Genomic DNA, 22,736 nt, shown 5'->3' on the forward strand with positions numbered 1-22,736 from the left:
TCTTGCAAAAGCATGCAACACGGCGCGGATTCGCGCGATAGTCGCGCAACCTCACGTTTCTGCATTGCACATGTGTGCAAAAGGTGGCCGGTCAGCGGTCGGTCAGTCCCAGGCCGCGAGCACGTCCGGGATCGCTCCCAGCCGGTGCACCACGGCGTCCGGCGTGCCCTCGGTGTGGCCCACCTGGGACGGCGGGATGAGGCTGTGGGGCACATGGATCGCGCGGAGCCCGGCGTGCTGGGCGCCCCAGACGTCGTCGAAGAGCCGGTCGCCGACGTACACGCAGCGTGCCGGGTCGGTGGCTCCGACGGCCGCCATCGCCGCCTCGAAGGCCCGCGGCGACGGCTTGGTCCACGGGATCTCGCTCGTGTAGACGTCGCCGTCGATCAGGTGCTGCACCCCGTCGCGGCGGAAGAACCCCTCGTGCCAGGCGCGCGGCCAGATGGTGTTGGAGAGCACCCCGACCTTCACTCCCCCGGCACGCAACGCCTCCCACAGCGGCCCGACCTCGGGGTCGGTGAGGGTGTGCGGCTCCCAGAACTCGTAGTAGGCCGTGAGCAGGTCCGGGTCGTGCTGGAGCCCGGCCTCGGTGAAGAGGTCCGCCACGGTCGAGCTCTGCTGGTGGTCGCGCGAGCGGCCCCAGATCGTCTCGTTGGCGGCGTGCAGCCGCTCGCGGGAGACCTCGACGTCGTGGTCGACGTCGGTCACGGCCCGGGCCAGCGCCAGCGACTCGGCGTGGAAGTCCACGTCGTGCCAGCGGGTCAGCGTGCCGCCCCAGTCGAAGATGACGGCGTCGATGCCTCCGGTCACCGGCGGACGAGCCCCACGACGTGGTCGACGACGTGGTCGGCGTGGACCTGCTCGCTGGTGCCGCTCGCCCGGTCCTTGACCTCGATGGTCCCGTCGGCGGCCAGGCCCTTGCCGACCACGACGATGGTCGGGACGCCGATCAGCTCGGCGTCCTTGAACTTCACGCCGGGGCTGATCTTGCCGACCCGGTCGTCGAAGAGCACCTCGATGCCGGCCCCGGACAGCTCGTGGGCGATCCGCTCGGCGGCCGCGAGGACGTGCTCGTCCTTGCCCGCGGCGACCAGGTGCACGTCGGCGGGCGCGACCTCGCGGGGCCAGCACAGCCCGACCTCGTCGAGGGTGCCCTCGGCGATCGCGGCGACGGCGCGCGACGGCCCGACGCCGTACGACCCCATGGTGACCGTGACGAGCTTGCCGTTCTCGTCGAGGACCTTGAGGTCGAGAGCCTCGGCGTACTTGCGACCGAGCTGGAAGATGTGGCCCATCTCGATGCCGCGGGCGCTCTCGAGCGTGCCGCCGTCGCAGTTGGGGCACGGGTCGCCGTCCCGCACCTCGGCGGCCTCGACCGTGCCGTCGGGGGTGAAGTCGCGACCGACCACCAGGTCGATGACGTGGCTGCCGTCGACGTTGGCGCCGGTGACCCAGCGGGTGCCCTCGACGACGCGGGGGTCGACCAGGTAGCGGATGCCGGAGGCGTTGTCCTCGCCGAGCACGCCGGGGCCGATGTAGCCCTTGACCAGGCTCGGGTGCTTGCGGAACTCGGCCTCGTCGAAGGGCTCGACCTCGGTCGGCTCCATCTGGCCCTCGAGCCGCTTCTGATCGACCTCGCGGTCGCCCGGCAGGCCGATGGCGACGGGCTCGCGGGTGCCGTCGGGGTGCTTGAAGATCACCAGGACGTTCTTGAGGGTGTCCCCCGCCGTCCAGGGGCGGTCGTCACGGGGGAACTTCGCGTTGAGGTGGTCGACCAGGCTGTCGATCGTGGGGGTGTCGGGCGTCTGCTCGGCGTGGGCGGCGGGCGCGTCGTCGTACGCGATCGGCGTGGGGGGTGCGACCTGGACGGCCTCGACATTGGCGGCGTAGTCGCACTTGGTGCAGCGGACGTAGGTGTCCTCGCCGACGGCGGCCTTGGCGAGGAACTCCTCGGACTTCGAGCCGCCCATCGCGCCGGACGTCGCCTTGACGATGACGTACTCGAAGCCCAGCCGGTCGAAGATCCGGATGTAGGCGTTGCGGTGCTTCTGGTAGCTGACCTCGAGGCCGGCGTCGTCGACGTCGAAGGAGTAGGAGTCCTTCATGATGAACTCGCGGCCGCGCAGGAGGCCGGCGCGGGGGCGCGCCTCGTCGCGGTACTTGGTCTGGATCTGGTAGATCGCGAGCGGCAGGTCCTTGTAGGAGCCGTAGAGGTCCTTGACGACGAGGGTGAACATCTCCTCGTGCGTGGGGCCGAGCAGGTAGTCGGCGCCCTTGCGGTCCTGGAGGCGGAAGATGCCGTCGCCGTACTCGGTCCAGCGGTTGGTCGCCTCGTAGGGCTCCTTGGGCAGCAGCGCGGGGAAGCTCAGCTCCTGCGCGCCGATGCCGTCCATCTCCTCGCGGATGATGGCCTCGATCTTGCGCAGCACCTTGAGCCCCAGCGGCAGCCAGGTGTAGATGCCGGGTGCCGCGCGACGGATGTAGCCGGCGCGGACCAGCAGCCGGTGGCTCGGCACCTCCGCGTCCGCCGGGTCCTCGCGCAGGGTCCGTACGAAGAGGCTCGACATCCGCATGATCATGGAGCGAAGGCTACTTGTGGGGTCGGGCGGTCAGCGAACCAGTAACGGTGGGTGGGCGTGCGTGGGCCTGCGTGGCGGTGGGTGGCGGTGGGAAATCCACTGATTCCTTGGCCGGATTGGTGGACAGCTCACCGCTGGCGCGGGTGGCGGTGGGTGATCCACCGAATCACGGGCCAGAACGGTGGACAGCCCACCGCTCACCCGGGGCGCGCAGGGGTGGCGGTGGCTGATCCACCGAATCTGGCCGCGAAAGGGTGGACAGCCCACCGCTGGCCCGGGGCGCGCAGGGGTGGCGGTGGGTGATCCACTGAATCACCCACCCGGAACGGTGGACAGCCCACCGCTCGCCCGGGGCGCGGAGGGGTAGCGGTGGGTAATCCACCGAATCAGCCACCCGGAACGGTGGACATCCCACCGCCCGCCCTCAGCCGCCGACCAGCACCGGGCGGGCCTCGACGACCCGCAAGGACTGCGGGCTGCCCGCGATGGTGACGGTCCCGGCCACGTCGCGCCACGGACCACCGCCGACGCGGAACTGCGCCGCGTACGTCGTGTCCACACTCGGACTCACCCGACCCTCCTGCAGGTAGCGGTGGGTGATCTCCAGGTCCGGGTACGCCGCACCCGGCGACGTCGAGCGCTGCGACTGGCCGTCACCGAAGCGCCACCCGAACGACGCCGGCCAGATCCGCAGCTCCACCCGCCGCCCCAGCAACCGCACCGTGCGGGTGAACTCACCCCGCTCGGTGTAGAAGTTCGTCTCGAAGTTCACCAGCGTCCGACCCTTCGGCGGCTGCACCACCAGCTCCGCCGCAGGCAGCGGAAGTCGCTGGAACGCTCGAGCCACCCGGCCCGGGGTCACTTCGACTTCAGGCTCGACCTCGGGTTCAGGGACACAGCCAGTCGTCCAGTTCACGCCGACACAGAAGTCTTTCTCCAGATCAGCACCGGCATCGACGACCAGGACATCAGCAGCGGGGAAGACGTCCGATTCCTCAGGTGAGCCATCGGATGCTGACCCCGGAAACTCGTGAGTCATACCGATCGAGACGCCGCCGGTCACCGGTGCGATGTCGACCTCATCATCAGCATGGGCTGGACGACCGGGCCCCGTGACCACCACCGCGGCGAGAACGGCCGACACCCAGACCCTCATGCCCGCAGCCTCATCTCACGGACGAGCCACCCGTCTTCGGTCTTCTCGATCGCCAGGCCAAAGTGCTGAACACCAGCTCGCACGATCTTGGTCGGTTGCCCGTCGCCGTCCAACCAGCGCTCTCGAGCGCTGCGTACATCGACATTCCACACTGAACCGAGCGGCTCCTCACTCTGGAAGTCCGACGAGATCAGCTCCCACTTCCCACCCTCGATGCGGCCGCCGTCCGAGAAGGCGTCTTCGAGGTTGTCGGCGAGGACCCGGCAGTTCTGACACGTGTCCGCAGTCAGGGCGAGGAAAGCGGACGGGTCACCTGTCCCGAGGGCCTGAGTAACGGCGGCGATGAAATCGTCGATCAGCGCCGCCTGTTGCTGATGTTTCGACTTCGCGGGGGCGGAAGGCGAGGGCGAGGCCGAGCTCGGAGCCGTCGCAGACGGCGTCGGCCCGAACTTCGGCTCAGGCTCGTCGTCGGAGCACCCGGCGAGCAGGAGCACCGGGAGCAACGAGGAGAGGGCGAGGACCGCCCGAGCACGGCTCACGCCGCCGATCATTCCCCGTCGAGCGCGAGGGCGAAACAGCCACCGCTGCGGCTGTGGACAACCTCAGCCGCGGGCCGCGCGGAGCGCCGCGCGGATCATCGGGAGCTGGAGGGGCAGCCGCGCGAAGGACACGGCCTTGAAGCCGGTGCTCCTGGTCTTCGTGGAGTCGAGCGCCATCTTGATGTTGCCCGGGTAGACCCCGAGCAGCAGCAGCACGCTGGCCCAGCCGGCGGCGCGCCGCGTGGTGGGTACGGCGAGCCCGGCGGCGCAGGCGATCTCCGCGACCCCGCTCGCGAGGATCACCTCCCGGTGCGCCGGCACCCACGACGGCATCAGCGGGAGGTAGACCTCCGGCTTGGCCAGGTGCACGGTGCCACTGACGGCGAAGCCGACGGCCAGGAACTTCACGCTGCGTGGGAGAGCCATGGCGCGAGGGTACGACGCTCAGAACATCACGGTGGCGAAGCGCGCGGTCTCCTCGAAGCCGACCCGTTCGTAGACGGCGCGCGCGGAGGTGTTCCAGTCGTTGACGTAGAGCGACACGACCGGGGCGATCTCCCGGCGTACGAGCTGGACCACCGCCGCCATGCCCGCGGTCGCCAGCCCGAGCCCGCGGCGGTCGGCGGGCACGAACACGCCCTGGATCTGGGCGGCGTACGGCGTCGCGCAGGCGACCTCCGCCTTGAAGGCCAGCCGGCCGGTCTCGTCGAACCTCGCGAACGACCATCCCCGGTTGACCAGCTGGGTGACCCGGGCGCGGTAGAGGTCGGCACCGCCGCCGTACTCCGGCGAGACCCCGACCTCCTCGGTGTACATCGCCACGCACGCGGGGTAGAGCTCGGGCATGTCCTCGCGGGTCGTGCGCCGCACCAGCGGATCCGGGGCGACCAGCGGACCGGCCGCGATCTCGAGGTGCGGCTGCTCCCAGCGGGCCTCCCGCGGCTTGCCCCAGGTGCTCGCGACCCCGTTCCAGAACGTGCGTACGGCGTCCTGCGGCCCCACGATCGTCGACACCGTGCGGCCGCGGGCGAGGGCGCGCTCGGCGAACGCCGCGGCATCGTCGGCGCTCGCCGACACGGGCACCAGGTTGGCGCCGACGTGGCACGCGGCCGCCAGCTCGCCGCCCTCGAAGCGTCCCCACATCTCGCCGCCGAGCCAGCGCGGCTCGAGGTTGGTCGTCGTCGCGCGGTAGTCCGCGAAGACGTTCACCACCGGATCGCGACGCGCCAGCGCCAGGAAGTCGCTGAGGTCCGCGGCCCCGAGGGGCCGGACACCGTGACGAGTGGAGAGCACGCCAGGAGCCTACGACGTCGAGGTGGACTCAGACCGAGTCGATGATCGCCTGGCGCCGGGTGTCGTGCTCAGCCTGGGTGATCAGCTCCTGGTCGAGGAGCTCCCGCAGCTCGCGCAGACGCGTGGCCGCGGACTCCGGCGCGGCAGCCGGCTCCGCGGCGGGAGGTACGGCGGGCCCGCGCAGGCTGGCGGCCAGGTAGGTCGCCTCCAGCCCGTCGTCGCTCAGCAGGGCCATCGCAGTCGCGTCACTCTGGCTCATGCCCGCCTCACGCGCCATCCGCTGGGCAGCACTCACCCGCCAGATGGTGCCCGCGACGCCGAGCACGATCACCAGGACGAAGAGCACCGCGAAGATGCCCGGCATGCCGTCGCCGCCGGACATGCCGGTGTCGTAGCCGTCGTCGAAGCCGTCGTCGAGGCCGGAGTCCCACACGTCGTCGAGGAGGATCAGGAACCCGAGCATGGCGGGAGCGTACGACGGACGCCGTCAGCTTGGGGCGGGATGTCGCAAAGTCAGGAGACGGTGACCTGGGCGGCGGCACCGTCGACGGACTCCATGCCCTCGGCGATCCGCATGGCCTCCTCGATCAGGGTCTCCACGATCTGCGACTCGGGCACGGTCTTGATGACCTCGCCCTTGACGAAGATCTGTCCCTTGCCGTTGCCCGAGGCCACACCCAGGTCGGCCTCGCGGGCCTCCCCCGGGCCGTTGACGACGCAGCCCATGACGGCCACGCGCAGCGGGACCTCCATGCCCTCGAGGCCCGCGGTCACCTGCTCGGCCAGCGTGTAGACGTCGACCTGGGCCCGACCGCAGGAGGGGCAGGAGACGATCTCGAGCTTGCGCGGGCGCAGGTTGAGCGACTGCAGGATCTGGATGCCGACCTTGACCTCCTCGACCGGCGGGGCCGAGAGCGAGACCCGGATCGTGTCGCCGATGCCCTGCGAGAGCAGCGCACCGAACGCGGTGGCCGACTTGATCGTGCCCTGGAACGCCGGACCCGCCTCGGTGACGCCGAGGTGCAGCGGCCAGTCGCCGGCCTGCGCGAGCAGCTCGTAGGCACGGACCATCACGACCGGGTCGTTGTGCTTGACCGAGATCTTGAAGTCGTGGAAGTCGTGCTCCTCGAAGAGACCGGCCTCCCACACCGCGGACTCGACGAGCGCCTCGGGGGTCGCCTTGCCGTACTTCTCGAGGATCCGCTTGTCGAGGCTGCCGGCGTTGACGCCGATCCGGATCGACGTGCCGCGGTCCTTCGCGGCGCGCGCGATCTCCTTGATCTGGTCGTCGAACTTGCGGATGTTGCCGGGGTTGACGCGTACGGCGGCGCAGCCGGCGTCGATGGCCGCGAAGACGTACTTCGGCTGGAAGTGGATGTCGGCGATGACCGGGATCTGCGAGTGCTGCGCGATCTCCGCGAGCGCGTCCGCGTCGTCCTGGCTGGGGCAGGCCACCCGGACGATGTCGCACCCGGTGGCCGTCAGCTCCGCGATCTGCTGGAGGGTCGAGTTGACGTCGGACGTGAGCGTCGTGGTCATCGACTGCACCGACACCGGGGACTCGCTGCCGACGCCCACCTTGCCGACCTTGATCTGGCGGGTCTTGCGGCGCGGGTTGAGCACCGGCGGGGGCGCTTCGGGCATGCCGAGGCTGATCGCAGTCATGGTGTCGATCCTAGGTCGCGGTCACGACTGGAGCCGCACGGGGACGACCACGTCGCCCACGATCAGCACCACGCCCATCACCAGGAGGGCGCCCGCGACGCAGTACGCGATCGGCAGCAGCCGGGCCACGTCGACGTACCCGGGGTCGGGCCGACCCCGCAGCCGGGCCCAGCCACGTCGTACGGCCTCCCACAGCGCGCCGGCGATGTGGCCGCCGTCGAGCGGCAGCAGCGGGATGAAGTTGAACATGCCGATGAAGAAGTTGAAGCCCGCGACGAGCATCAGCAGGAAGACGGCCTTCTCCTTGACCGGGAAGGACTCCTCCGAGACCGTCTCGCCCGCGATCCGGCCGCCGCCGACGATGCTCACCGGGCCGTTGGGATCGCGCGGGTGGACGCCCACGATGGCCTCGGCGACGCCCCAGACCTTCTGCGGCAGGGTGCCGAGCGCGATGACGGTGTCCTTGGCCATCCCGCCCATCTGCTCGATCGTGTAGAGCGGGCCGCCGGTCACCAGGCCGTTGAACGTCGGGCTCACGCCGAGGAAGCCCACCTGGGTCAGCTTGTCGTCCGTGGCCGAGGTGGGCCGTGCGGTGACGGTGGTGTTGGTGGTCAGGGTCTGCTCCTGGCCGTCGCGCTCGACGACGATGGTCGCCGCACCGTCCGCGTTGGAGCGGATCTCGTCCTGCATCGCCTCCCACGTCGTGAAGGGGACGCCGTTGAAGGAGACGATCCGGTCGCCCGCCTCGACGCCGGCGGCCTTCGCCGGTGCGACCGGGTCGGTGGGCTTGCAGGTGCGGGTGAGCTCGGAGGCCGGCAGCACGCAGTCGACGACCTCGCTGACCGCCGGGCCGTAGGGCTTGGCCTCGCTCGGGTTGCCGTACGTCGCGAAGACGCCGGCGAAGATGAAGAAGGCGATCAGCAGGTTCACCGTCGGCCCGCCGGCCATCACGATGACCTTCTTCCACCACGCCATCTTGTAGAAGAGGCGCTCGGAGTCCTCGGGCTGGATGGTCTCCCACTCCGCGGCCCGGGCGTCGGAGACGAGCTGGGTGAACATGCCGGTGTTGGACTTGCGGACCTTGACGACCTGGTTGCCCTGGGCGTCGACGGTCACCTCGTCCGCGAGCTCCGCGGCACCGGGCGGCAGCATGCCGACGATCTTGACGTAGCCGCCGAGGGGCACCGCCTTGACGCCGTACTCCGTCTCCCCGACCCGCTTGCTCCAGACGGTCGGCCCGAAGCCGATGAAGTACTGGGTGACCTTCCCGCCGAACTTCTTCGCCGGGATCATGTGGCCGAGCTCGTGGAGCCCGATCGAGGCCATGATGGCGGTCGCGAAGATCACCACCCCCAGGAGGTAGAACAGGCCGGTCATCGGTGGTCTTCGATCCTCTCGGTGGCGGCGGTGCGCGCCCAGGCATCGGCCGCGAGGATGTCCTCGACGGTCATCGACTGCCCCTCAGAGGGTACGCCGTGGCTGCTGAGAACAGCCTGAACCGTGGGCACGATGTCGTTGAACGCCAGACGGCCGCGGCGGAAGGCGTCGACGCACACCTCGTTGGCGGCGTTGTAGACGGCGGGGGCCGTGCCCCCCGTCTCCCCCGCGGCGCGCGCCAGCGCCACCGCCGGGAAGGCCTCGTCGTCGAGCGGGAAGAACTCCCAGGTCTCCGGCCGGGTCCAGTCGACCGACGGGGCCGCGTCGGGCACCCGGTCGGGCCAGGCCAGGCCGAGCGCGATCGGGATCAGCATGGTCGGCGGGCTCGCCTGCACCAGCGTCGAGCCGTCCACGAACTCCACCATCGAGTGCACGACGCTGGTCGGGTGCACCACGACCTCGATCCGGTCGAAGGGGATCCCGAAGAGCAGGTGCGCCTCGATCACCTCCAGGCCCTTGTTGACGAGGGTCGCCGAGTTGATCGTGATGACCGGGCCCATGTCCCACGTCGGGTGGTTCATCGCCTGCTGCGGCGTGACGTCGGCGAGCTCCTCGCGGGTCCGGCCGCGGAACGGGCCGCCGCTGGCGGTCAGCACCAGCCGGCGCACCTCTTCGGGGCTGCCACCGCGCAGGCACTGGGCCAGCGCACTGTGCTCGGAGTCGACGGGCACGATCTGCCCCGGCCGGGCTCGGTCGAGCACCAGCGGGCCGCCCATGATCAGCGACTCCTTGTTGGCCAGCGCGAGCGTGGTGCCGGCGTCGAGCGCGGCCAGCGTCGGGCGCAGCCCGACGGCCCCGGTGATGCCGTTGAGCACCACGTCGCAGTCACGAGCAGCAGCCTCCGTCGAGGCCTCCTCGCCCAGTCCGGCGTACGCCGGCGCGAACTCCGCCACCTGGGCGTCGAACAGCTCGCGGTTGGACCCGCCGGCGGTCAGGCCGACGACCCGGAAGCGGTCCGGGTTGGCACGGACCAGGTCGAGGGCCTGGGTGCCGATCGAGCCGGTGCTGCCCAGGACCACGATGTCTTTGACGGGGCCTCTCACCGGGTCAGTCTCCCGCACCCGAGGAGGACTAGCCTCATCCTCATGACCGACCTCTTGACCACGCCCGCAGTCGGCGGCCCGACCCTCCCGCAGGTGCGCCGCCTCGTCACCGAGATCCCCGGCCCGGCCTCCCTGGAGCGCCTGGACCGCAAGAAGACGTACGTCGCCGACGGCGTCGGCACGACGCTTCCCGTCTTCGTCGTCGCCGCCGGTGGCGGCGTCATCGTGGACGTCGACGGCAACTCGCTGATCGACCTCGGCTCGGGCATCGCGGTCGTCTCCGTCGGCAACGCCGCGCCGGCCGTCGCGCGCAACGTGCACGCGCAGGTCGACGCCTTCACCCACACCTGCTTCATGGTGACGCCGTACGACGGCTACGTGGACGTGTGCGAAGCCCTGGCCGAGCTGACCCCCGGCGACCACGCCAAGAAGTCGGCGCTCTTCAACTCCGGCGCCGAGGCGGTCGAGAACGCCGTCAAGATCGCGCGGGTGGCGACCGGTCGGGACGCGGTCGTCGTCTTCGACCACGCCTACCACGGTCGCACCAACCTGACGATGGCGATGACGGCGAAGAACATGCCGTACAAGAACGGCTTCGGACCGTTCGCCGGCGAGGTCTACCGCGCCCCGATGTCCTACCCGCTGCGCGACGGCCTGACCGGCGAGCAGGCCGCCGCCCGGGCGCTCGACGTGATCGACAAGCAGGTCGGCGCGGCCAACCTCGCCTGCATCGTGATCGAGCCGATCCAGGGCGAGGGCGGCTTCATCGTCCCGGCCCCCGGCTTCCTGCCCGCACTCGCCGCCTGGGCCCGCGACAACGGCGTCGTCTTCATCGCCGACGAGATCCAGACCGGCTTCTGCCGCACCGGCGACTGGTTCGCCTCCGACGACGAGGGCGTCGTGCCCGACCTCGTGACCACCGCCAAGGGCATCGCCGGCGGTCTCCCCCTGGCGGCGGTCACCGGTCGCTCCGAGCTGATGGACAGCGTCCACGCCGGCGGCCTCGGCGGCACGTACGGCGGCAACCCGGTCGCCTGCGCAGCGGCGCTCGGCGCGCTCGAGGAGATGCGCGCCGGCGACCTCGACGTCCGGGCCCGGGAGATCGGCGCGATCATGGCCGCCCGTCTCGGGGAGCTGGCCGGCCGGCACGACGTGATCGCCGACATCCGCGGCCGCGGCGCGATGATGGCGATCGAGCTGTGCCGACCCGGGACCACGGAGCCGGACGCCGCCCGGACCGCCGCGGTGGCGGCGTACTGCCACCGCAACGGCGTCGTCGTGCTGACCTGCGGCACCTGGGGCAACGTCTTCCGGTTCCTGCCGCCCCTCTCGATCAGCGACGCGCTGCTCGAGGAGGCCTTCGACGTGGTCGCGGAGGCGTTCGCCGCCACGGCCTGACGACTCCTCGCGGCGGTGAGCGGGGGCGGAGGGAATCGCCCGGCGGACACGGTCGGTGCACCGCAGGTGGGACGTGCCGAGCGTCCGCCCCCGCACACTCACCACAGCGTCGGAGCCGGTCCAGGCGTTACATCCCCGGTGTCTCCTCGGCGGGTCGCGTGACGCCGATCACGCCAAATCGTTGACACGCGTCAACTAGAACCGGTTCCATGCCCGCATGACCTTCGACGCGATCATCAAGGGCGGCCTCTGGTTCGACGGCACCGGAGCGCCCTCCGCGATCCGCAACCTCGGCGTCCGGGACGGCCGGGTCGCGGTCGTCTCGACCGAGGACCTGGACGAGACCGGCTGCCCCGAGGTGGTCGACGCGCGCGGCAGGTGGGTGGTCCCCGGCTTCGTCGACATCCACACCCACTACGACATCGAGGTGCTCGACGGACCGGGCCTGCCCGAGTCCGTGCGCCACGGCGTCACCACGCTGCTGCTCGGCTCGTGCTCGCTGTCCACCGTGCACGTCGGCGGTGTCGACGCGGGCGACCTCTTCGGCCGTGTCGAGGCGATCCCGCGCCAGCACGTGATCCGAGCGGTCGACGCCCACCAGAGCTGGAGCAGCGCCGAGCAGTACGTCGACGCGCTGGAGTCGCTCCCGCTCGGGCCCAACCTGGCGGCCTTCATCGGCCACTCCGACATGCGGACGGCGACGATGGGCCTGGACCGCGCCACCCGCAAGGAGGTCCGGCCCAGCCGCCGCGAGCAGGCCCGGATGGAGTCGATGCTCGACGAGGCGCTCGACGCCGGTTTCGTCGGGATGTCGGCCCAGCAGCTGCTCTTCGACAAGATCGACGGCGACCTGTGCCGCTCGCGGACCCTGCCCTCGACGTACGCCAAGGGCAAGGAGATGCGTGGCCTGCGCGGGATCCTGCGCCGCCGGCGCCGAGCGCTCCAGGCCGGGCCGGACGCCAGCCACCCGCACACCATCGTCACGCAGGCGCTCGGCTCGATCGGGCTCTTCGGCAGGCCCGCACTGCGCACCAGCCTGCTCTCGGCGGCCGACATCAAGGCGATCCCCTTCGTGATCCACCTGATGCGCCCGCTCGCCGCGGTGGCCAACAAGCTGGGCGCCGACTTCCGCTGGCAGCACCTGCCGGTGCCGTTCGAGGTGTACGCCGACGGCATCGACCTGGTGATCTTCGAGGAGTTCGGCTCGGGCGCGATGGCCCTGCACCTGCGGGAGAAGCTGGCACGCGACGAGCTGATGCGCGACCCGGCGTACCGCGAGAGGTTCCGCAAGGACTACGAGAGCAAGTACGGCCCGCGGGTGTGGCACCGCGACTTCTTCGACGCCGAGATCGTCGCCTGCCCGGACCCGACCGTCGTCGGCAAGTCCTTCGGCCAGGTCGGCGTGGAGCGCGGCGGCAAGCACCCGGTCGACGCGTTCCTCGACCTGGTGCTCGAGCACGGCACCGACATCCGCTGGCGCACGACGATCAGCAACCACCGGCCGGCCGTGCTGCAGAAGCTGGCGAGCGACCCCGGCATCCAGGTCGGCTTCTCCGACGCCGGCGCCCACCTGCGCAACATGGCCTTCTACAACTTCGGGCTCCGGCTGCTCAAGCACGTGCGCGACGCCGAGCAGGCAGGCAGGCCGTTCATGACCACGGAGGCGGCGGTGCACCGGCTGACCGGCGAGCTCGGCGAGTGGTACCGCATCGACGCCGGCACCCTGCGCGAGGGCGACCGCGCCGACCTGGTCGTGCTGGACCCGACGCGCCTCGACGACGCCCTCGAGGCGTACGCCGAGAGCCCGGTCGAGCAGTACGGCGGCCTCTCGCGGATGGTCAACCGCAACAACGCGGCCGTGCCGGCGGTGTTCGTCAGCGGGCGCCGGGTCGTCACCGACGGAGAGCCGACCCCGCTGCTCGGCCAGGAGCGGACCGGCCAGTTCCTGCGGGCGCAGCGCCCGGGCGCGCCGGTCGTGCCCGCAGCGGCGCCACCGACCTCGGCCGCCACCGCCGAGGCAACACCGGTCGGCGCGTGACCCGGACCCCGAAGGAGGCCGTGCTCGGCCTGTGGCGGACGCTGTCCGCCCGCGACTACGACGCCATCGCGGACTGGGTCACCGACGACTGCGTCTACCTCGACGTGCCGGTCGGTCCGACCCTGGCCGCCCGCGGGCCGGTCGACATCGCCAAGCGGCTGCAGGTCGGCTGGGGCGGGCTCTCGGCGTACGAGAACCACGACGGGCTGCTCGTCGCCGAGGGCGACGACGTCATGTACGAGCACTCCGAGACGTGGACGTTCAGCAGCGGCGAGGTCTTCACGCTGGCGTTCGCGACCGTGCACCGGGTCCGTGACGGCAAGGTCTGTCTCTGGAAGGACTACTGGGACTACGGCGCCATCATGAGCAACGCGCCCGCGGCCTGGGTCGAGGGCCTCGCCACCGCCGACACGTCGTGGGTGTACGACGCGAGCGGCGATCTCTGACCAGTTGGCACTTCCGGTCGACGGGGCAATCCCCCGACTGGGGGATGTCCAAGTCGGAGTGATCGGCGGACGATCGGAGCAGAGCCGCTGCGGTGGGCAGCGCTCGCCGCGATCCCGGGAGCGCCGAATGTCAGCAGAGCAGACCTCACAGCCCGACAGCAGGCTGCCGCGGCGGTTCCTGATCGGCGGATCCGCGGCCGTCGCGGCGGTGGGAGTCAGCCAGCTGCTGCCGAGCGCCGCCGAGGCCGCGCCGGCCGCCACCACGTGGAAGCTCGGCGGCAACCCCAGCGTGTCGAGCGCGAACTTCATCGGCACCAAGAACGTCGCCGCGCTGATCTTCAAGACCGCAGCCACGACCAACCACCCGGCGGAGCGGATGCGGATCACGCCGGCCGGGCGGGTCGGGATCGGCACGAGCACGCCGGCAGCCGCGCTCGATGCACGCAGCTCGAGCAGCACCGCCGTCCGCGGCGCGACGACGAGCACGACCGCCACCGCCGCGGGCGTGGCCGGCATCAGCGTCAAGGGCCCCGGGACGAGCGGCTCCAGCACCAGCGGCAGCGGGGTGTCGGGCACGTCGACCGACCTGTACGGCCTGCAGGGCAGGGGTGGCTACGCGGGCGTGCGCTGCGACGGGGTCAGCTACGGCGCGATCTCGGTGGCCTCCGCCTCCGGCAGCATCGGGGCCTACGCGACCGGCAACGCCTACGGCGTCTACGGCTCCGGCGCCACCTACGGCATCTACGGGACCGGCAGTACGTACGGCCTGTTCGGCAGCGCCGCGACGGGGGTCTACGGGTCGGGAACGACGGAGGGCATCACCGGCACGACGAGCAACGTCAACGGCAACGCCGTGCACGGCACCGGCGGCATGTACGGCGTCCACGGGGACAACGCCCGCACCGCCGGGGTGCGAGGTGACTCCGGCTACGTCGGCGTGTGGGCGCAGGCCCCGTCGTTCGCGATGTACGCCGAGTGCACGGCGACCAGCGGACAGAACTACGCCGTCTTCGCGAAGTCCAACGCAGCGTCGTGCTTCGCCGTCTTCGCCCAGGGCAACGCCCACGTCAACGGCACCCTGTCCAAGGCCGCCGGGTCGTTCAAGATCGACCACCCGCTCGCGCCGGAGGACAAGTGGCTCTCGCACTCCTTCGTGGAGTCGCCCGACATGATGAACGTCTACAACGGCAACGTGACGCTGGACGACGCGGGCGAGGCGACCGTGGAGCTGCCGGACTACTTCGGTGCGCTCAACCGCGACTTCCGCTACCAGCTCACCTGCATCGGCGGCTACGCCCCGGTCTACGTGGCGACCACGGTCACCGACAACGCCTTCTCGATCGCCGGCGGCAGCCCCGGCCTCGAGGTGTCCTGGCAGGTCACCGGGGTCCGGCAGGACGACTACGCGAGGGAGCACCCGATCGTCGTCGAGACCGCGAAGAGCAAGGAGCACGTGGGCACGCGCCAGTTCGTGCCCGCCGGCTCCGGAGCCAGGCTCATGCGGACCGAGCCGGAGCGGCCGACGGCGCAACCGCGATTCCAGCCTCCGGTCCCGGCCGAGGTGCCGACGCTCAGGTCGTGATGGTCCGCAGCGCGGCCATCGAGTCCCGGATGACCTGAGGGAGCTCGCGCGTCTCGGCGGGGTCGACCCAGGTCTCGAAGGCGACCCGGAAGACGGCGAGGCCGGCCTCGGCGGTCAGGCTGGCCGTCGGCTCGGTGACACCGCGCCCGCGCAGCGCCTCGGCGAGGGCCGAGGCGAGCCGCGCGAGCTTGATCAGCTCGCGCTCCTGGAGCAGGGGGTTGGCCTCGATGACGGCCTGCCGCTGCAGCGAGTGCGCGCGCCGCTCCTGCAGGAAGGTGCCGGCGTGCTCGAGCGCGGTCGCGATCGCGTCGATCGGCGCCACGGACGCCGGGGTCGCGGTCACGCTGTCGACCAGGAGGTCCTGGAGGAATCCGGCTCCCCCGAAGAGCACCTCGCGCTTGTCGGCGTAGTGCCGGAAGAAGGTCCGCTCGGTGAGGCCGGCGCGGGCGGCGATGCCGGCCACGGTGGTCTGGTCGAAGCCGTCCTCGAGGTAGAGCTCGAGCGCGGCCGTCTCGAGGCGACCACGCGCGTTCGGCTCCCAGCGACCCATGACGGCATCCTACCGCGATGTCAGTCCCTGTCATGGACGCGCTACAGTGATGACAGCAACTGACATCACATCTCTCTGGAGGTCCTTCCATGCGTGTTTTCGTCACCGGTGCGTCCGGCTGGATCGGGTCCGCGGTGGTCCCCGAGCTGATCGGGGCCGGTCACCAGGTCGTCGGTCTCGCCCGCTCGGACGACGCCGCCGAGCGACTCGGCGCTGCGGGGGCCGAGGTGCGGCTCGGCACGATCGACGACCTCGACGTGCTGCGTCGTACCGCAGCCGACGCCGACGGCGTCATCCACCTCGCGTTCAAGCACGACCTCGCGTTCACCGGAGACTTCGCCGGGGCGACCGCGGCCGACCGCGCCGCGATCGAAGCCTTCGGCGACGCCCTCGCCGGCACCGACCGGCCGTTCGTGATCGCCTCCGGCCTGCTCGGCGTCGCGCCGGGCCGCGTGGCGACCGAGGTCGACGGCGTGTCGGTCGCCGACGACGCGGCAGGTCCGTCGATGCGGCACCGCAACGGTCACCTCACCGTCGCCCTCGCGGAGCGTGGCGTCCGGTCCTCCGTGCTGCGGCTGCCCCCGACCGTCCACGGGGACGGCGACAACGGCTTCGTCGCGGCGCTGGTCGCGATCGCCCGGGCCACCGGGGTCGCGGGGTACGTCGGGGACGGCTCCCACCGGTGGCCGGCCACCCACCGCACGGACGCCGCTCGCGCCTTCCGGCTAGCGCTGGAGAAGGCACCCGCCGGCTCCACGCTGCACGCCGCCGCCGAGCAGGGCGTGCGGATCCGCGACGTTGCCGAGGCGATGGGTCGCCACCTCGGCGTCCCGGTGCAGGCCGTCTCCCCCGAGGACGCGCCGGCGCACTTCACCTGGCTGGCGCCCCTGATCGGCACCGACAGCCCGGCATCGAGCACGGCCACGCGCGCCCTGCTCGGGTGGCAGCCGACGGGGCCGGGTCTCCTCGAGGACCTCGACCGGGGCCACTACTTCGCCTGACGACCCTCGGTGGGTGCCGTAGCGTCCCCCTCTCGGGAGGTGGGCGATGCGTCGGCTGGTGGGGCTGCTCGTGGCGGTGGCGTTGCCGCTGTCGGCGGTGACGGCGGTGTCGGCGGTATCAGTGGCGGCGTCGGCGGCTGAGGCGGCGCCGCAGCCGCACGCGCGCACCCCCTGCTCGCGTGGCCTGGTCGCGCTGACCTTCGACGACGGCCCCTCGCCGTCGATCACGCCCCGGCTGGTGCGGCTGCTGCACCGCCGGGGCGTCCCGGCGACGTTCTTCATGATCGGCACCTACGCCGACGCCCACCCCGAGGTCGTGCGGATGGTGGACCGGGCCGGGTTCGCCATCGGCAACCACACCTGGGCGCACGAGGACCTCACCACGCGCACCGGCGCCCAGATCCGGCGCTCGGTCCACGACACCCGCCGGGCGCTGGTCCGCGCCGGGGTGCGGCCGACGACGCTGGTGAGGCCGCCGTACGGCGCGATGGACGAGCACGTGCGCACCGTCCTGGTGCACCAGGGCTACACGCCGGTGCTCTGGACCGTCGATCCGCGCGACTGGGCCGGGGCGAGCACGCCGCAGATCGAGAGGCGCGTGCTCCGCGGCGTCCGCCCGCACCGCGACGACGTCGTGCTGCAGCACGACGGCGTCGCCAACTCCGCCGCGACGCTGCGCGCGATCCCGACCGAGATCAGCAGGCTCCGGCGGCGCGGCTTCTGCTTCGCTGCGCTGGACGCCGACGGACGACCGACCCCGCCGGTGCCGGTGGTCGGCCTGACCGCGGCTCGTCCCCGGGTGGCCGAGGGCGGCCGGGTGCGGGTCGTGGTGCGCCTGGACCGGCCGACCACGCGCCGGACGAGCGTGCGACTGGCCGCCGACGGGCAGCTGTCGGCGAGCACGATCAGGTTCCGCGTCGGACGGACGGTCTCCCGGGTGTGGCTGCGGGTGCCCCAGGACCACGTCGACGACCACGGCCGGCGGACGACGGTGACCGTCACCCGGGCGCACGGTGCCGTCGCCGGCCCACCCCTTGAGCTGCCCGTCGTGGACGACGACCCCGCTCCCGTGGTCCGGCTCGGTGGCGCCCGGGTCGAGGCCTCGTCCGTGCTGCCGACACCCGTCCGGCTCACGGTGCGCCTCGACCGGGCCTCCGACCGCGACGTCGCCGTGGAGGTCCGCAGCAGCGTCCTCGGCACGGCCAGGGTCCTGCTCGCTGCCGGGTCCCGGACGGCGTACGTCGAGCTCACGGCGCCGGTCGGCACGCCGGACCAGCCCGTGCGTCGGGTGCCGGTGACCGTCGTGCGCGCGACCGGGGCCGCGGCGGGCGCCGCGGCGGTCGTGGTCGTCCGGCCGCCTGCCACCGACCGCGCGACCGCCGCCCGGGAGGCGCTGGACGCAGTCGTCTGGCCACGGGCACCGATGCGGCAGCTCACGTTCTAGAGCACCCACGCGACGGCGCTAGCCGGCGTCCGGACCCGCCGCCGCGACCGTGACCGCTGCCCGGGCAGCCGCATGTGCCGGGGTGGCCGGGAGCCGGACGACGTACGCCCGCGCGCGCTTCGGCGCGGTCAGCTCGAAGCGGGCCCGGCCTTGGGGGTCGAGCGTGCCGCGGGCCTCCTGCACCAGCCGGCCCCGACGCCGGGTCAGCAGCAGCACCCGGTCACCGGTCTGGCCGCCGGCGGCCGACACGGTCACGCTCGCGGCCCGGCCGACCGTCTCCGCGCTCACGGTCAGCGACGGCTGCAGCACGATCCGCCAGGACGCGCTGTGCACCGTGCCGACGCGGAGGCGGTACGACGTGGTGCGCTGCACCGCCCCCGACGCCACCGCGACCGCGCCGTCGGCACCCGTGCGTGCGACGACGACCCGCTGCCAGCCGTCCGGCCCGCGCTGCTGGAGCACGACCTGCCGGTCGGGGACGGCGGTGCCGTCCGCGGTCGTCACGCGTCCGCTGAACGACACGGCCGCACCCGGGCTGACCCGGTGGCTCGCGTCGGCGGCCGCGATGCTCACCGCGGCCGGCTTCGGCCGGGGTTGCGCCGGAGGCGTGGTGCTGGGGCTCGTGGCGGCCGACGAGGGTGCCTGCGACATCGGCTCCGGAGGGGGCGCTGCGGCGCTCGGTGTGGGCGTCGCCGAGCGCGAGGGCCCGGGCGACGGCGTCCGGACCGTCGGGGTGGCCGACGGGGACGGCGGCGTCGACGTGGCCGAGGCGGTCGGGACCGCGGCCGGAGGAGCCGCGGGCGAGGCCTCGGGCCGGAGGGGCGTCGGGGCACGGCGGTGCGCCACCGGGTCGACGTCTGGTCGGGGCGGGGCGTCCGGGACGCCGATCGGCCCCAGGGCCGAGTGGACCACCCGCTGGACGGGGTCCGGGAGATGGGTGGTGTACGCCGCCGCGGCCCCGGCGCCCGCCACCGCGAGCGCGACGGCCAGCGCGGAGCCGGTGCCGACGCGGCGCACGACCGCCAGACGCGCCCGCGGCGCCTCGGCGGCGACCGCGCGGAACATCGCACGGTAGGCGTCCTCGCCGGCCAGCTCGGCCGGCGACCCGGGTGCGCCGAGGGCGCGGGCCAGCGCCTCGTCCTCCATCGCGTCGTGCCTCTCGTCGCCCGTCATCCTTCACCGCCCTCCGGCTCGCGCTCGGCTGTCTGCGACAGCGTCTTCAGTGCTCGGTGCACCCCGACCCGGACGGTGCCCGGTCGCTTGTCCAGGAGCCGCGCGACGTCGGCGACGTCGAGCCCGGCGACCACCCTGAGGGCGACCATCTCGGCCTGCGCCGGAGGCAGCGTGGCCACCAGCCGCAGCGCACGTGCGGTCGCCTCGTGGTCGGCAGCGTCCTGCTCGGCACTCGCCGCCACCGGCACCCGACCCGACGCCTCGACCGGGTCGGCCACCGAGACGACCGGCAGACCACGCGACCGGGCCCGGCCCTGGTCGATCGCCCGGTGCCGTGCGATCGTGAACAGCCACGCCCGGAAGTCCGACAGGCCGCCCTCGAAACGCGGCAGCCCGCGCACCACGTGCATCCAGGTCTCGGCCGCGAGGTCCTCCGGGCCCTCGTCGCCCCGCACCTGGAGGTAGCGGAGCACGCGCGGGTGCAGGTCTCGCCACAGCACGGCGAAGCCGTCCTCGTCGCCACGACACGCGGCCACGAGGGCGAGCTCCAGCTCGTCGGTCTCGACCGGCGTGCGCACGTGCCGATCGTCGGTTGCGTCCAGCGCGTCTCCTCCGCAGGGTGCCGCCGGGTCCGGTCAGTCGGTGAGCGTGGCGCTGGTGCTGCTGGCGAAGCGACCACCGGCGTACACCAGACGGTAGCTGGCACCCGGAGCGCTGGGCCGGACGAACCGGACGCCACCGTGACGGCCGGTGCGCTTGGTGGCGGTGTCGGCCCACGCCGACGTGCCCGCGTCGAGCGTCTGCAGCGTCACCGGGGCGTTGCGCACCGCGTGGCGCGCGGCCCGGAGCTGACCGCTGACGGCGAAGCCCTGCGCCACGTCGCGGCCTCGGATGGAGAGGGAGCTCGGAGCGCCCTTGCGCACGCCGACGCGCACGACGGCGCTCTTCGCCGGGCGGAATGTGGTGGTGCCGGCGAAGGAGAGCCGGAAGGCGGTGCGGGTGCTCGGGCGGACCGTGAACCGCACGTGACCGTCCCGCGCGGTCCGCTGGACCCGGCGGAACTGCCAGGCCTGCTGCGCCGACGTGCGGGCGAGCAGGACGACCTGCCGGCCGCGGAGCGCCGTACGACCGGAGCGCAGGATGCCGCGCACGACGGTCCTGCCGCCGGGCGCCACGCTCGGGTGGACGGCGCGGACCGAGAGGGTGGTGCCGAGGCGCTTCGCCGGGTGCTGCGGCGTGCGCACCTTGACCAGGGCGACCCCACTGACGCGCGGGCGTGCGTCGGGCGCTCCGGCGTAGTGCCAGCGGTAGCGCGTGGTCACCTCGGGCTTGACGGTGAGGCGCACTCCGCCCTTCTCCCCCGCGGTGGCGGTGCCGACCGGGGTGAAGGCCGACTCGCCCTTCGCCCGGGCCTCGAGGGCGACCGGTCGACCGGCGGCGGACCCGCCGCGCACGTGCAGGCTGCCGACGATCGTGTCGGTCCGGCCCGGTGCGATCGCGGGCTTGAGGGCGCGGATGGAGATCGAGGTCGCTGCGGGGGCCGGGTCGGCGACCACCGGAGCGGCGACGAGGCCGACGGAGGTGGCGACGAGCCCTGCGGTGACGACGCCGGCGAGCGCCCGGAACGACGTGGACGTGCGGATACCGCTCATGCGGCTTCCTCCTGGGAGTGGTCTGGGGGTGGATCCACCCCCCAGAGCGTCGGCGTCGCCGATCGCGTTACAGCCAGCGTCAGCGCGCGCCGGTCATGCCCTCGGTCCCCGAGCCGGACAGCCGCTGGGCCAGGTAGATCGGGACGGCCGAGAAGATCACGAGGACGGCAGCGACCACGTTGACGACCGGCGCCTGGTTGGGCCGGAAGAGGTTCTGGAAGATCCAGATCGGCAGCGTCTGGTCCTGCGGGCTCGCGGTGAAGGTCGTCACCACGATCTCGTCGAAGGACAGCCCGAAGGACAGCAGCGCGCCCGCGAGCAGCGCCGAGCGCAGCATCGGGAAGGTGATCAGGCGGAACGTCGTCCACCGGCCGGCGCCGAGGTCCATCGAGGCCTGCTCGAAGCTGGTGCCGAGCCGCTGGAAGCGCGCCTGCACGTTGTTGAAGACCGTGACGATGCAGAAGGTGGCGTGCGCGATCACGACCGTCCAGAGGCTGAGGTCGATGCCCAGGATGGTGCGGAAGCCGTTCTGGAACGCCAGACCCGTGACCACACCGGGCAGCGCGATCGGCAGGATGATCAGCAGCGAGACGACGTTGCGGCCGAAGAAGCGGGTGCGGCGCAGCCCCATCGCCGCCAGCGTGCCGAGCAGCAGGGCGACGACGGTCGCCGCGATGGCCACCCGGACGCTGGTCCACAGCGCGTCGCGCGCGCCCTGGCTCTCCCAGGCGACGTGCCACCAGTGCAGGGTGAAGCCCGGCGGCGGCCAGCCGAAGGTGTTGTCGGTGTTGAACGAGTTGACGAAGACCAGCGCGAGCGGGACGTAGACGAAGACCAGCACGACCGCCGTGATGGCGGCCAGCGAGCGGCGGAGTCCTGGCGAGAGCATCAGAGCTGCTCCAAGGCGCCGGTACGGCGAGCCGCGGCCAGGTAGCCGAGCATCACCACGATCGGGACGGTCGCCACCGCGGCGGCGAACGGCAGGTTGTTGGCGGCGCCCTGGTTGTCGTAGACCACGTTGCCGAGCAGCTGCGTCGTACCGCCGACGATCTTGACCGCGATGTAGTCACCCATCGTCAGGGAGAACGTGAAGATCGATCCGGCGACGAAGGCCGGGAACGCCATCGGGAGCACCACGCGGCGCAGGGTGTGCCACGAGCCGGCGCCGAGGTCGGCCGACGCCTCGAAGAGGGAGCTCGGCACGCGCTCGAGCCCGGCGTACACCGGCAGGATCATGTAGGGCAGCCACAGGTAGGAGAGCGTCACGGTCGTCGCGAACAGCCCGTAGCCCGGGCTGTGCAGGCCGAACGGCGCCGCGACCCAGGCGATCGGGCCGTCGGCGGAGAACATCCCGCGCCACGCGTACGCCTTGACGAGGTACGACGCCCACAGCGGCATCAGGACCGCGATCACCAGCAGCCGCTGGGCGCGCGGAGACGCCACCTTGGCCATGTAGAGGGCGATCGGGAAGGCCAGCACCGCGTCGATCACGGTGACCAGCGCCGCGATCCCGATCGTCCGAAAGGTGATGGTCCGGTAGACGTCGACCCGGAAGAGGTCCTGGAAGTTCTCCAGGGTCCAGGCCCGCTCGATCTCGCCGGTGAAGTCGTTCTGGGTCCACAGCGAGGTGATCAGGAGCGCCGCCAGGGCCCCCAGGTAGGCCACTCCCAGCCACAGCATCGGTGGCATCAGGAGGAAGCCCACCCGGAGACCCGGACGGCGTTCGAGGAGGCTCAACGC

The 22,736-nt window shown here is 72.2% G+C and carries 22 protein-coding genes; 6 read left to right on the forward strand and 16 right to left on the reverse strand.

All coding sequences use genetic code 11. The features are described from left to right. Positions 1-102: 102 nt before the first annotated feature. The 10 genes from N542_RS0122315 to N542_RS0122360 form a co-directional block, all read right to left on the reverse strand. Complete coding sequence (locus N542_RS0122315) at positions 103-810, reverse strand: HAD family hydrolase (RefSeq protein ID WP_028645824.1); 708 nt, start codon at positions 808-810, stop codon at positions 103-105. Next, positions 807-2,579, reverse strand: coding sequence for a proline--tRNA ligase (locus N542_RS0122320; RefSeq protein ID WP_028645825.1), 1,773 nt, complete (start codon positions 2,577-2,579; stop codon positions 807-809). Before N542_RS0122320 ends, N542_RS0122315 begins: the two co-directional genes overlap by 4 nt. A 424-nt stretch (positions 2,580-3,003) precedes the next feature. Further along, on the reverse strand, positions 3,004-3,735 hold the full coding sequence (locus N542_RS28220; protein ID WP_231482839.1) for a hypothetical protein: 732 nt from the start codon (positions 3,733-3,735) through the stop codon (positions 3,004-3,006). Further along, the gene (locus N542_RS0122330) at positions 3,732-4,274 is read right to left on the reverse strand and encodes a DUF6318 family protein (protein ID WP_155993317.1); all 543 of its coding nucleotides are present in this window, start codon (positions 4,272-4,274) and stop codon (positions 3,732-3,734) included. Before N542_RS0122330 ends, N542_RS28220 begins: the two co-directional genes overlap by 4 nt. Positions 4,275-4,337: 63 nt before the next feature. Beyond that, complete coding sequence (locus N542_RS0122335) at positions 4,338-4,700, reverse strand: DoxX family protein (RefSeq protein ID WP_028645827.1); 363 nt, start codon at positions 4,698-4,700, stop codon at positions 4,338-4,340. Positions 4,701-4,718: 18 nt separating this feature from the next. Then, on the reverse strand, positions 4,719-5,567 hold the full coding sequence (locus N542_RS0122340) for a GNAT family N-acetyltransferase (RefSeq protein WP_028645828.1): 849 nt from the start codon (positions 5,565-5,567) through the stop codon (positions 4,719-4,721). A gap of 28 nt (positions 5,568-5,595) precedes the next feature. Continuing rightward, positions 5,596-6,030 (reverse strand): SHOCT domain-containing protein, encoded by a 435-nt coding sequence (locus N542_RS0122345; RefSeq protein WP_028645829.1) that lies wholly within the window; start codon positions 6,028-6,030, stop codon positions 5,596-5,598. A gap of 50 nt (positions 6,031-6,080) precedes the next feature. Continuing rightward, on the reverse strand, positions 6,081-7,232 hold the full coding sequence (gene ispG / locus N542_RS0122350; protein WP_036509429.1) for a flavodoxin-dependent (E)-4-hydroxy-3-methylbut-2-enyl-diphosphate synthase: 1,152 nt from the start codon (positions 7,230-7,232) through the stop codon (positions 6,081-6,083). Between the two features lie 21 nt (positions 7,233-7,253). Then, positions 7,254-8,609, reverse strand: a complete 1,356-nt coding sequence (locus N542_RS0122355) for a M50 family metallopeptidase (RefSeq protein ID WP_028645831.1) — start codon at positions 8,607-8,609, stop codon at positions 7,254-7,256. Next, the gene (locus N542_RS0122360) at positions 8,606-9,712 is read right to left on the reverse strand and encodes a 1-deoxy-D-xylulose-5-phosphate reductoisomerase (RefSeq protein WP_051552268.1); all 1,107 of its coding nucleotides are present in this window, start codon (positions 9,710-9,712) and stop codon (positions 8,606-8,608) included. Before N542_RS0122360 ends, N542_RS0122355 begins: the two co-directional genes overlap by 4 nt. Before the next feature lie 42 nt (positions 9,713-9,754). Here N542_RS0122360 and gabT point away from each other — a divergent pair, with 42 nt between their 5' ends. The 4 genes from gabT (at position 9,755) to N542_RS0122380 (ending at position 15,176) form a co-directional block, all read left to right on the forward strand. Beyond that, positions 9,755-11,110 carry a 4-aminobutyrate--2-oxoglutarate transaminase gene (gene gabT, locus N542_RS0122365; RefSeq protein WP_036509437.1) on the forward strand — a complete coding sequence of 452 codons (1,356 nt, stop codon included), beginning with the start codon at positions 9,755-9,757 and terminating at the stop codon, positions 11,108-11,110. A 217-nt stretch (positions 11,111-11,327) separates the two neighbouring features. After that, entirely contained in the window at positions 11,328-13,148 is a 1,821-nt protein-coding gene (locus N542_RS26150) for an N-acyl-D-amino-acid deacylase family protein (RefSeq protein ID WP_051552270.1), read from the forward strand. Next, positions 13,145-13,594: a nuclear transport factor 2 family protein gene (locus tag N542_RS0122375; protein WP_028645834.1), complete on the forward strand. Its 450-nt coding sequence runs from the start codon at positions 13,145-13,147 to the stop codon at positions 13,592-13,594. The genes N542_RS26150 and N542_RS0122375 overlap by 4 nt, the downstream gene beginning before the upstream one ends. Before the next feature lie 127 nt (positions 13,595-13,721). Next, positions 13,722-15,176: a hypothetical protein gene (locus N542_RS0122380; RefSeq protein ID WP_028645835.1), complete on the forward strand. Its 1,455-nt coding sequence runs from the start codon at positions 13,722-13,724 to the stop codon at positions 15,174-15,176. Here N542_RS0122380 and N542_RS0122385 read toward each other — a convergent pair. Then, complete coding sequence (locus N542_RS0122385; RefSeq protein WP_028645836.1) at positions 15,166-15,726, reverse strand: TetR family transcriptional regulator; 561 nt, start codon at positions 15,724-15,726, stop codon at positions 15,166-15,168. The genes N542_RS0122380 and N542_RS0122385 overlap by 11 nt on opposite strands. Before the next feature lie 89 nt (positions 15,727-15,815). On the opposite strand from N542_RS0122385, the gene N542_RS0122390 reads away from it, so the two are divergent. Next, on the forward strand, positions 15,816-16,727 hold the full coding sequence (locus N542_RS0122390; RefSeq protein ID WP_028645837.1) for an SDR family oxidoreductase: 912 nt from the start codon (positions 15,816-15,818) through the stop codon (positions 16,725-16,727). Positions 16,728-16,773: 46 nt separating this feature from the next. Continuing rightward, the gene (locus N542_RS26960; protein WP_051552272.1) at positions 16,774-18,171 is read left to right on the forward strand and encodes a polysaccharide deacetylase family protein; all 1,398 of its coding nucleotides are present in this window, start codon (positions 16,774-16,776) and stop codon (positions 18,169-18,171) included. Positions 18,172-18,189: 18 nt separating this feature from the next. Here the strand turns inward: N542_RS26960 and N542_RS26965 are convergent, their stop codons facing one another. The 5 genes from N542_RS26965 to N542_RS0122420 all read right to left on the reverse strand — a co-directional run bounded on the left by N542_RS26965 (position 18,190) and on the right by N542_RS0122420 (position 22,733). Next, positions 18,190-19,344, reverse strand: a complete 1,155-nt coding sequence (locus N542_RS26965; RefSeq protein ID WP_028645838.1) for a hypothetical protein — start codon at positions 19,342-19,344, stop codon at positions 18,190-18,192. After that, a complete protein-coding gene (locus N542_RS26165) occupies positions 19,341-19,922 on the reverse strand; it encodes an RNA polymerase sigma factor (protein WP_051552274.1) in 582 nt (193 codons plus the stop codon). Before N542_RS26165 ends, N542_RS26965 begins: the two co-directional genes overlap by 4 nt. Positions 19,923-19,979: 57 nt before the next feature. Further along, positions 19,980-20,996: a hypothetical protein gene (locus N542_RS0122410; RefSeq protein WP_028645839.1), complete on the reverse strand. Its 1,017-nt coding sequence runs from the start codon at positions 20,994-20,996 to the stop codon at positions 19,980-19,982. 79 nt (positions 20,997-21,075) lie between these two features. Then, complete coding sequence (locus N542_RS0122415; RefSeq protein WP_051552276.1) at positions 21,076-21,885, reverse strand: ABC transporter permease; 810 nt, start codon at positions 21,883-21,885, stop codon at positions 21,076-21,078. Continuing rightward, positions 21,885-22,733 (reverse strand): ABC transporter permease, encoded by an 849-nt coding sequence (locus tag N542_RS0122420; protein WP_028645841.1) that lies wholly within the window; start codon positions 22,731-22,733, stop codon positions 21,885-21,887. Before N542_RS0122420 ends, N542_RS0122415 begins: the two co-directional genes overlap by 1 nt. Between the last annotated feature and the right edge of the window lie 3 nt (positions 22,734-22,736).

This window comes from Nocardioides sp. URHA0020, assembly GCF_000620705.1.
Taxonomy (GTDB): domain Bacteria; phylum Actinomycetota; class Actinomycetes; order Propionibacteriales; family Nocardioidaceae; genus Nocardioides.

What these genes read in the sequence shown, in the direction of transcription:
- N542_RS0122415 (WP_051552276.1), bottom strand. Translation starts at nt 21,885, where the DNA reads ATGCTCTCGCCAGGACTCCGCCGCTCGCTGGCCGCCATCACGGCGGTC.
- ispG (WP_036509429.1), bottom strand. Translation starts at nt 7,232, where the DNA reads ATGACTGCGATCAGCCTCGGCATGCCCGAAGCGCCCCCGCCGGTGCTC.
- N542_RS0122335 (WP_028645827.1), bottom strand. Translation starts at nt 4,700, where the DNA reads ATGGCTCTCCCACGCAGCGTGAAGTTCCTGGCCGTCGGCTTCGCCGTC.
- N542_RS0122385 (WP_028645836.1), bottom strand. Translation starts at nt 15,726, where the DNA reads ATGGGTCGCTGGGAGCCGAACGCGCGTGGTCGCCTCGAGACGGCCGCG.
- N542_RS0122410 (WP_028645839.1), bottom strand. Translation starts at nt 20,996, where the DNA reads ATGAGCGGTATCCGCACGTCCACGTCGTTCCGGGCGCTCGCCGGCGTC.
- N542_RS0122320 (WP_028645825.1), bottom strand. Translation starts at nt 2,579, where the DNA reads ATGATCATGCGGATGTCGAGCCTCTTCGTACGGACCCTGCGCGAGGAC.
- gabT (WP_036509437.1), top strand. Translation starts at nt 9,755, where the DNA reads ATGACCGACCTCTTGACCACGCCCGCAGTCGGCGGCCCGACCCTCCCG.
- N542_RS26965 (WP_028645838.1), bottom strand. Translation starts at nt 19,344, where the DNA reads ATGACGGGCGACGAGAGGCACGACGCGATGGAGGACGAGGCGCTGGCC.
- N542_RS0122380 (WP_028645835.1), top strand. Translation starts at nt 13,722, where the DNA reads ATGTCAGCAGAGCAGACCTCACAGCCCGACAGCAGGCTGCCGCGGCGG.
- N542_RS26960 (WP_051552272.1), top strand. Translation starts at nt 16,774, where the DNA reads ATGCGTCGGCTGGTGGGGCTGCTCGTGGCGGTGGCGTTGCCGCTGTCG.
- N542_RS0122345 (WP_028645829.1), bottom strand. Translation starts at nt 6,030, where the DNA reads ATGCTCGGGTTCCTGATCCTCCTCGACGACGTGTGGGACTCCGGCCTC.
- N542_RS28220 (WP_231482839.1), bottom strand. Translation starts at nt 3,735, where the DNA reads ATGAGGGTCTGGGTGTCGGCCGTTCTCGCCGCGGTGGTGGTCACGGGG.
- N542_RS26150 (WP_051552270.1), top strand. Translation starts at nt 11,328, where the DNA reads ATGACCTTCGACGCGATCATCAAGGGCGGCCTCTGGTTCGACGGCACC.
- N542_RS0122390 (WP_028645837.1), top strand. Translation starts at nt 15,816, where the DNA reads ATGCGTGTTTTCGTCACCGGTGCGTCCGGCTGGATCGGGTCCGCGGTG.
- N542_RS0122355 (WP_028645831.1), bottom strand. Translation starts at nt 8,609, where the DNA reads ATGACCGGCCTGTTCTACCTCCTGGGGGTGGTGATCTTCGCGACCGCC.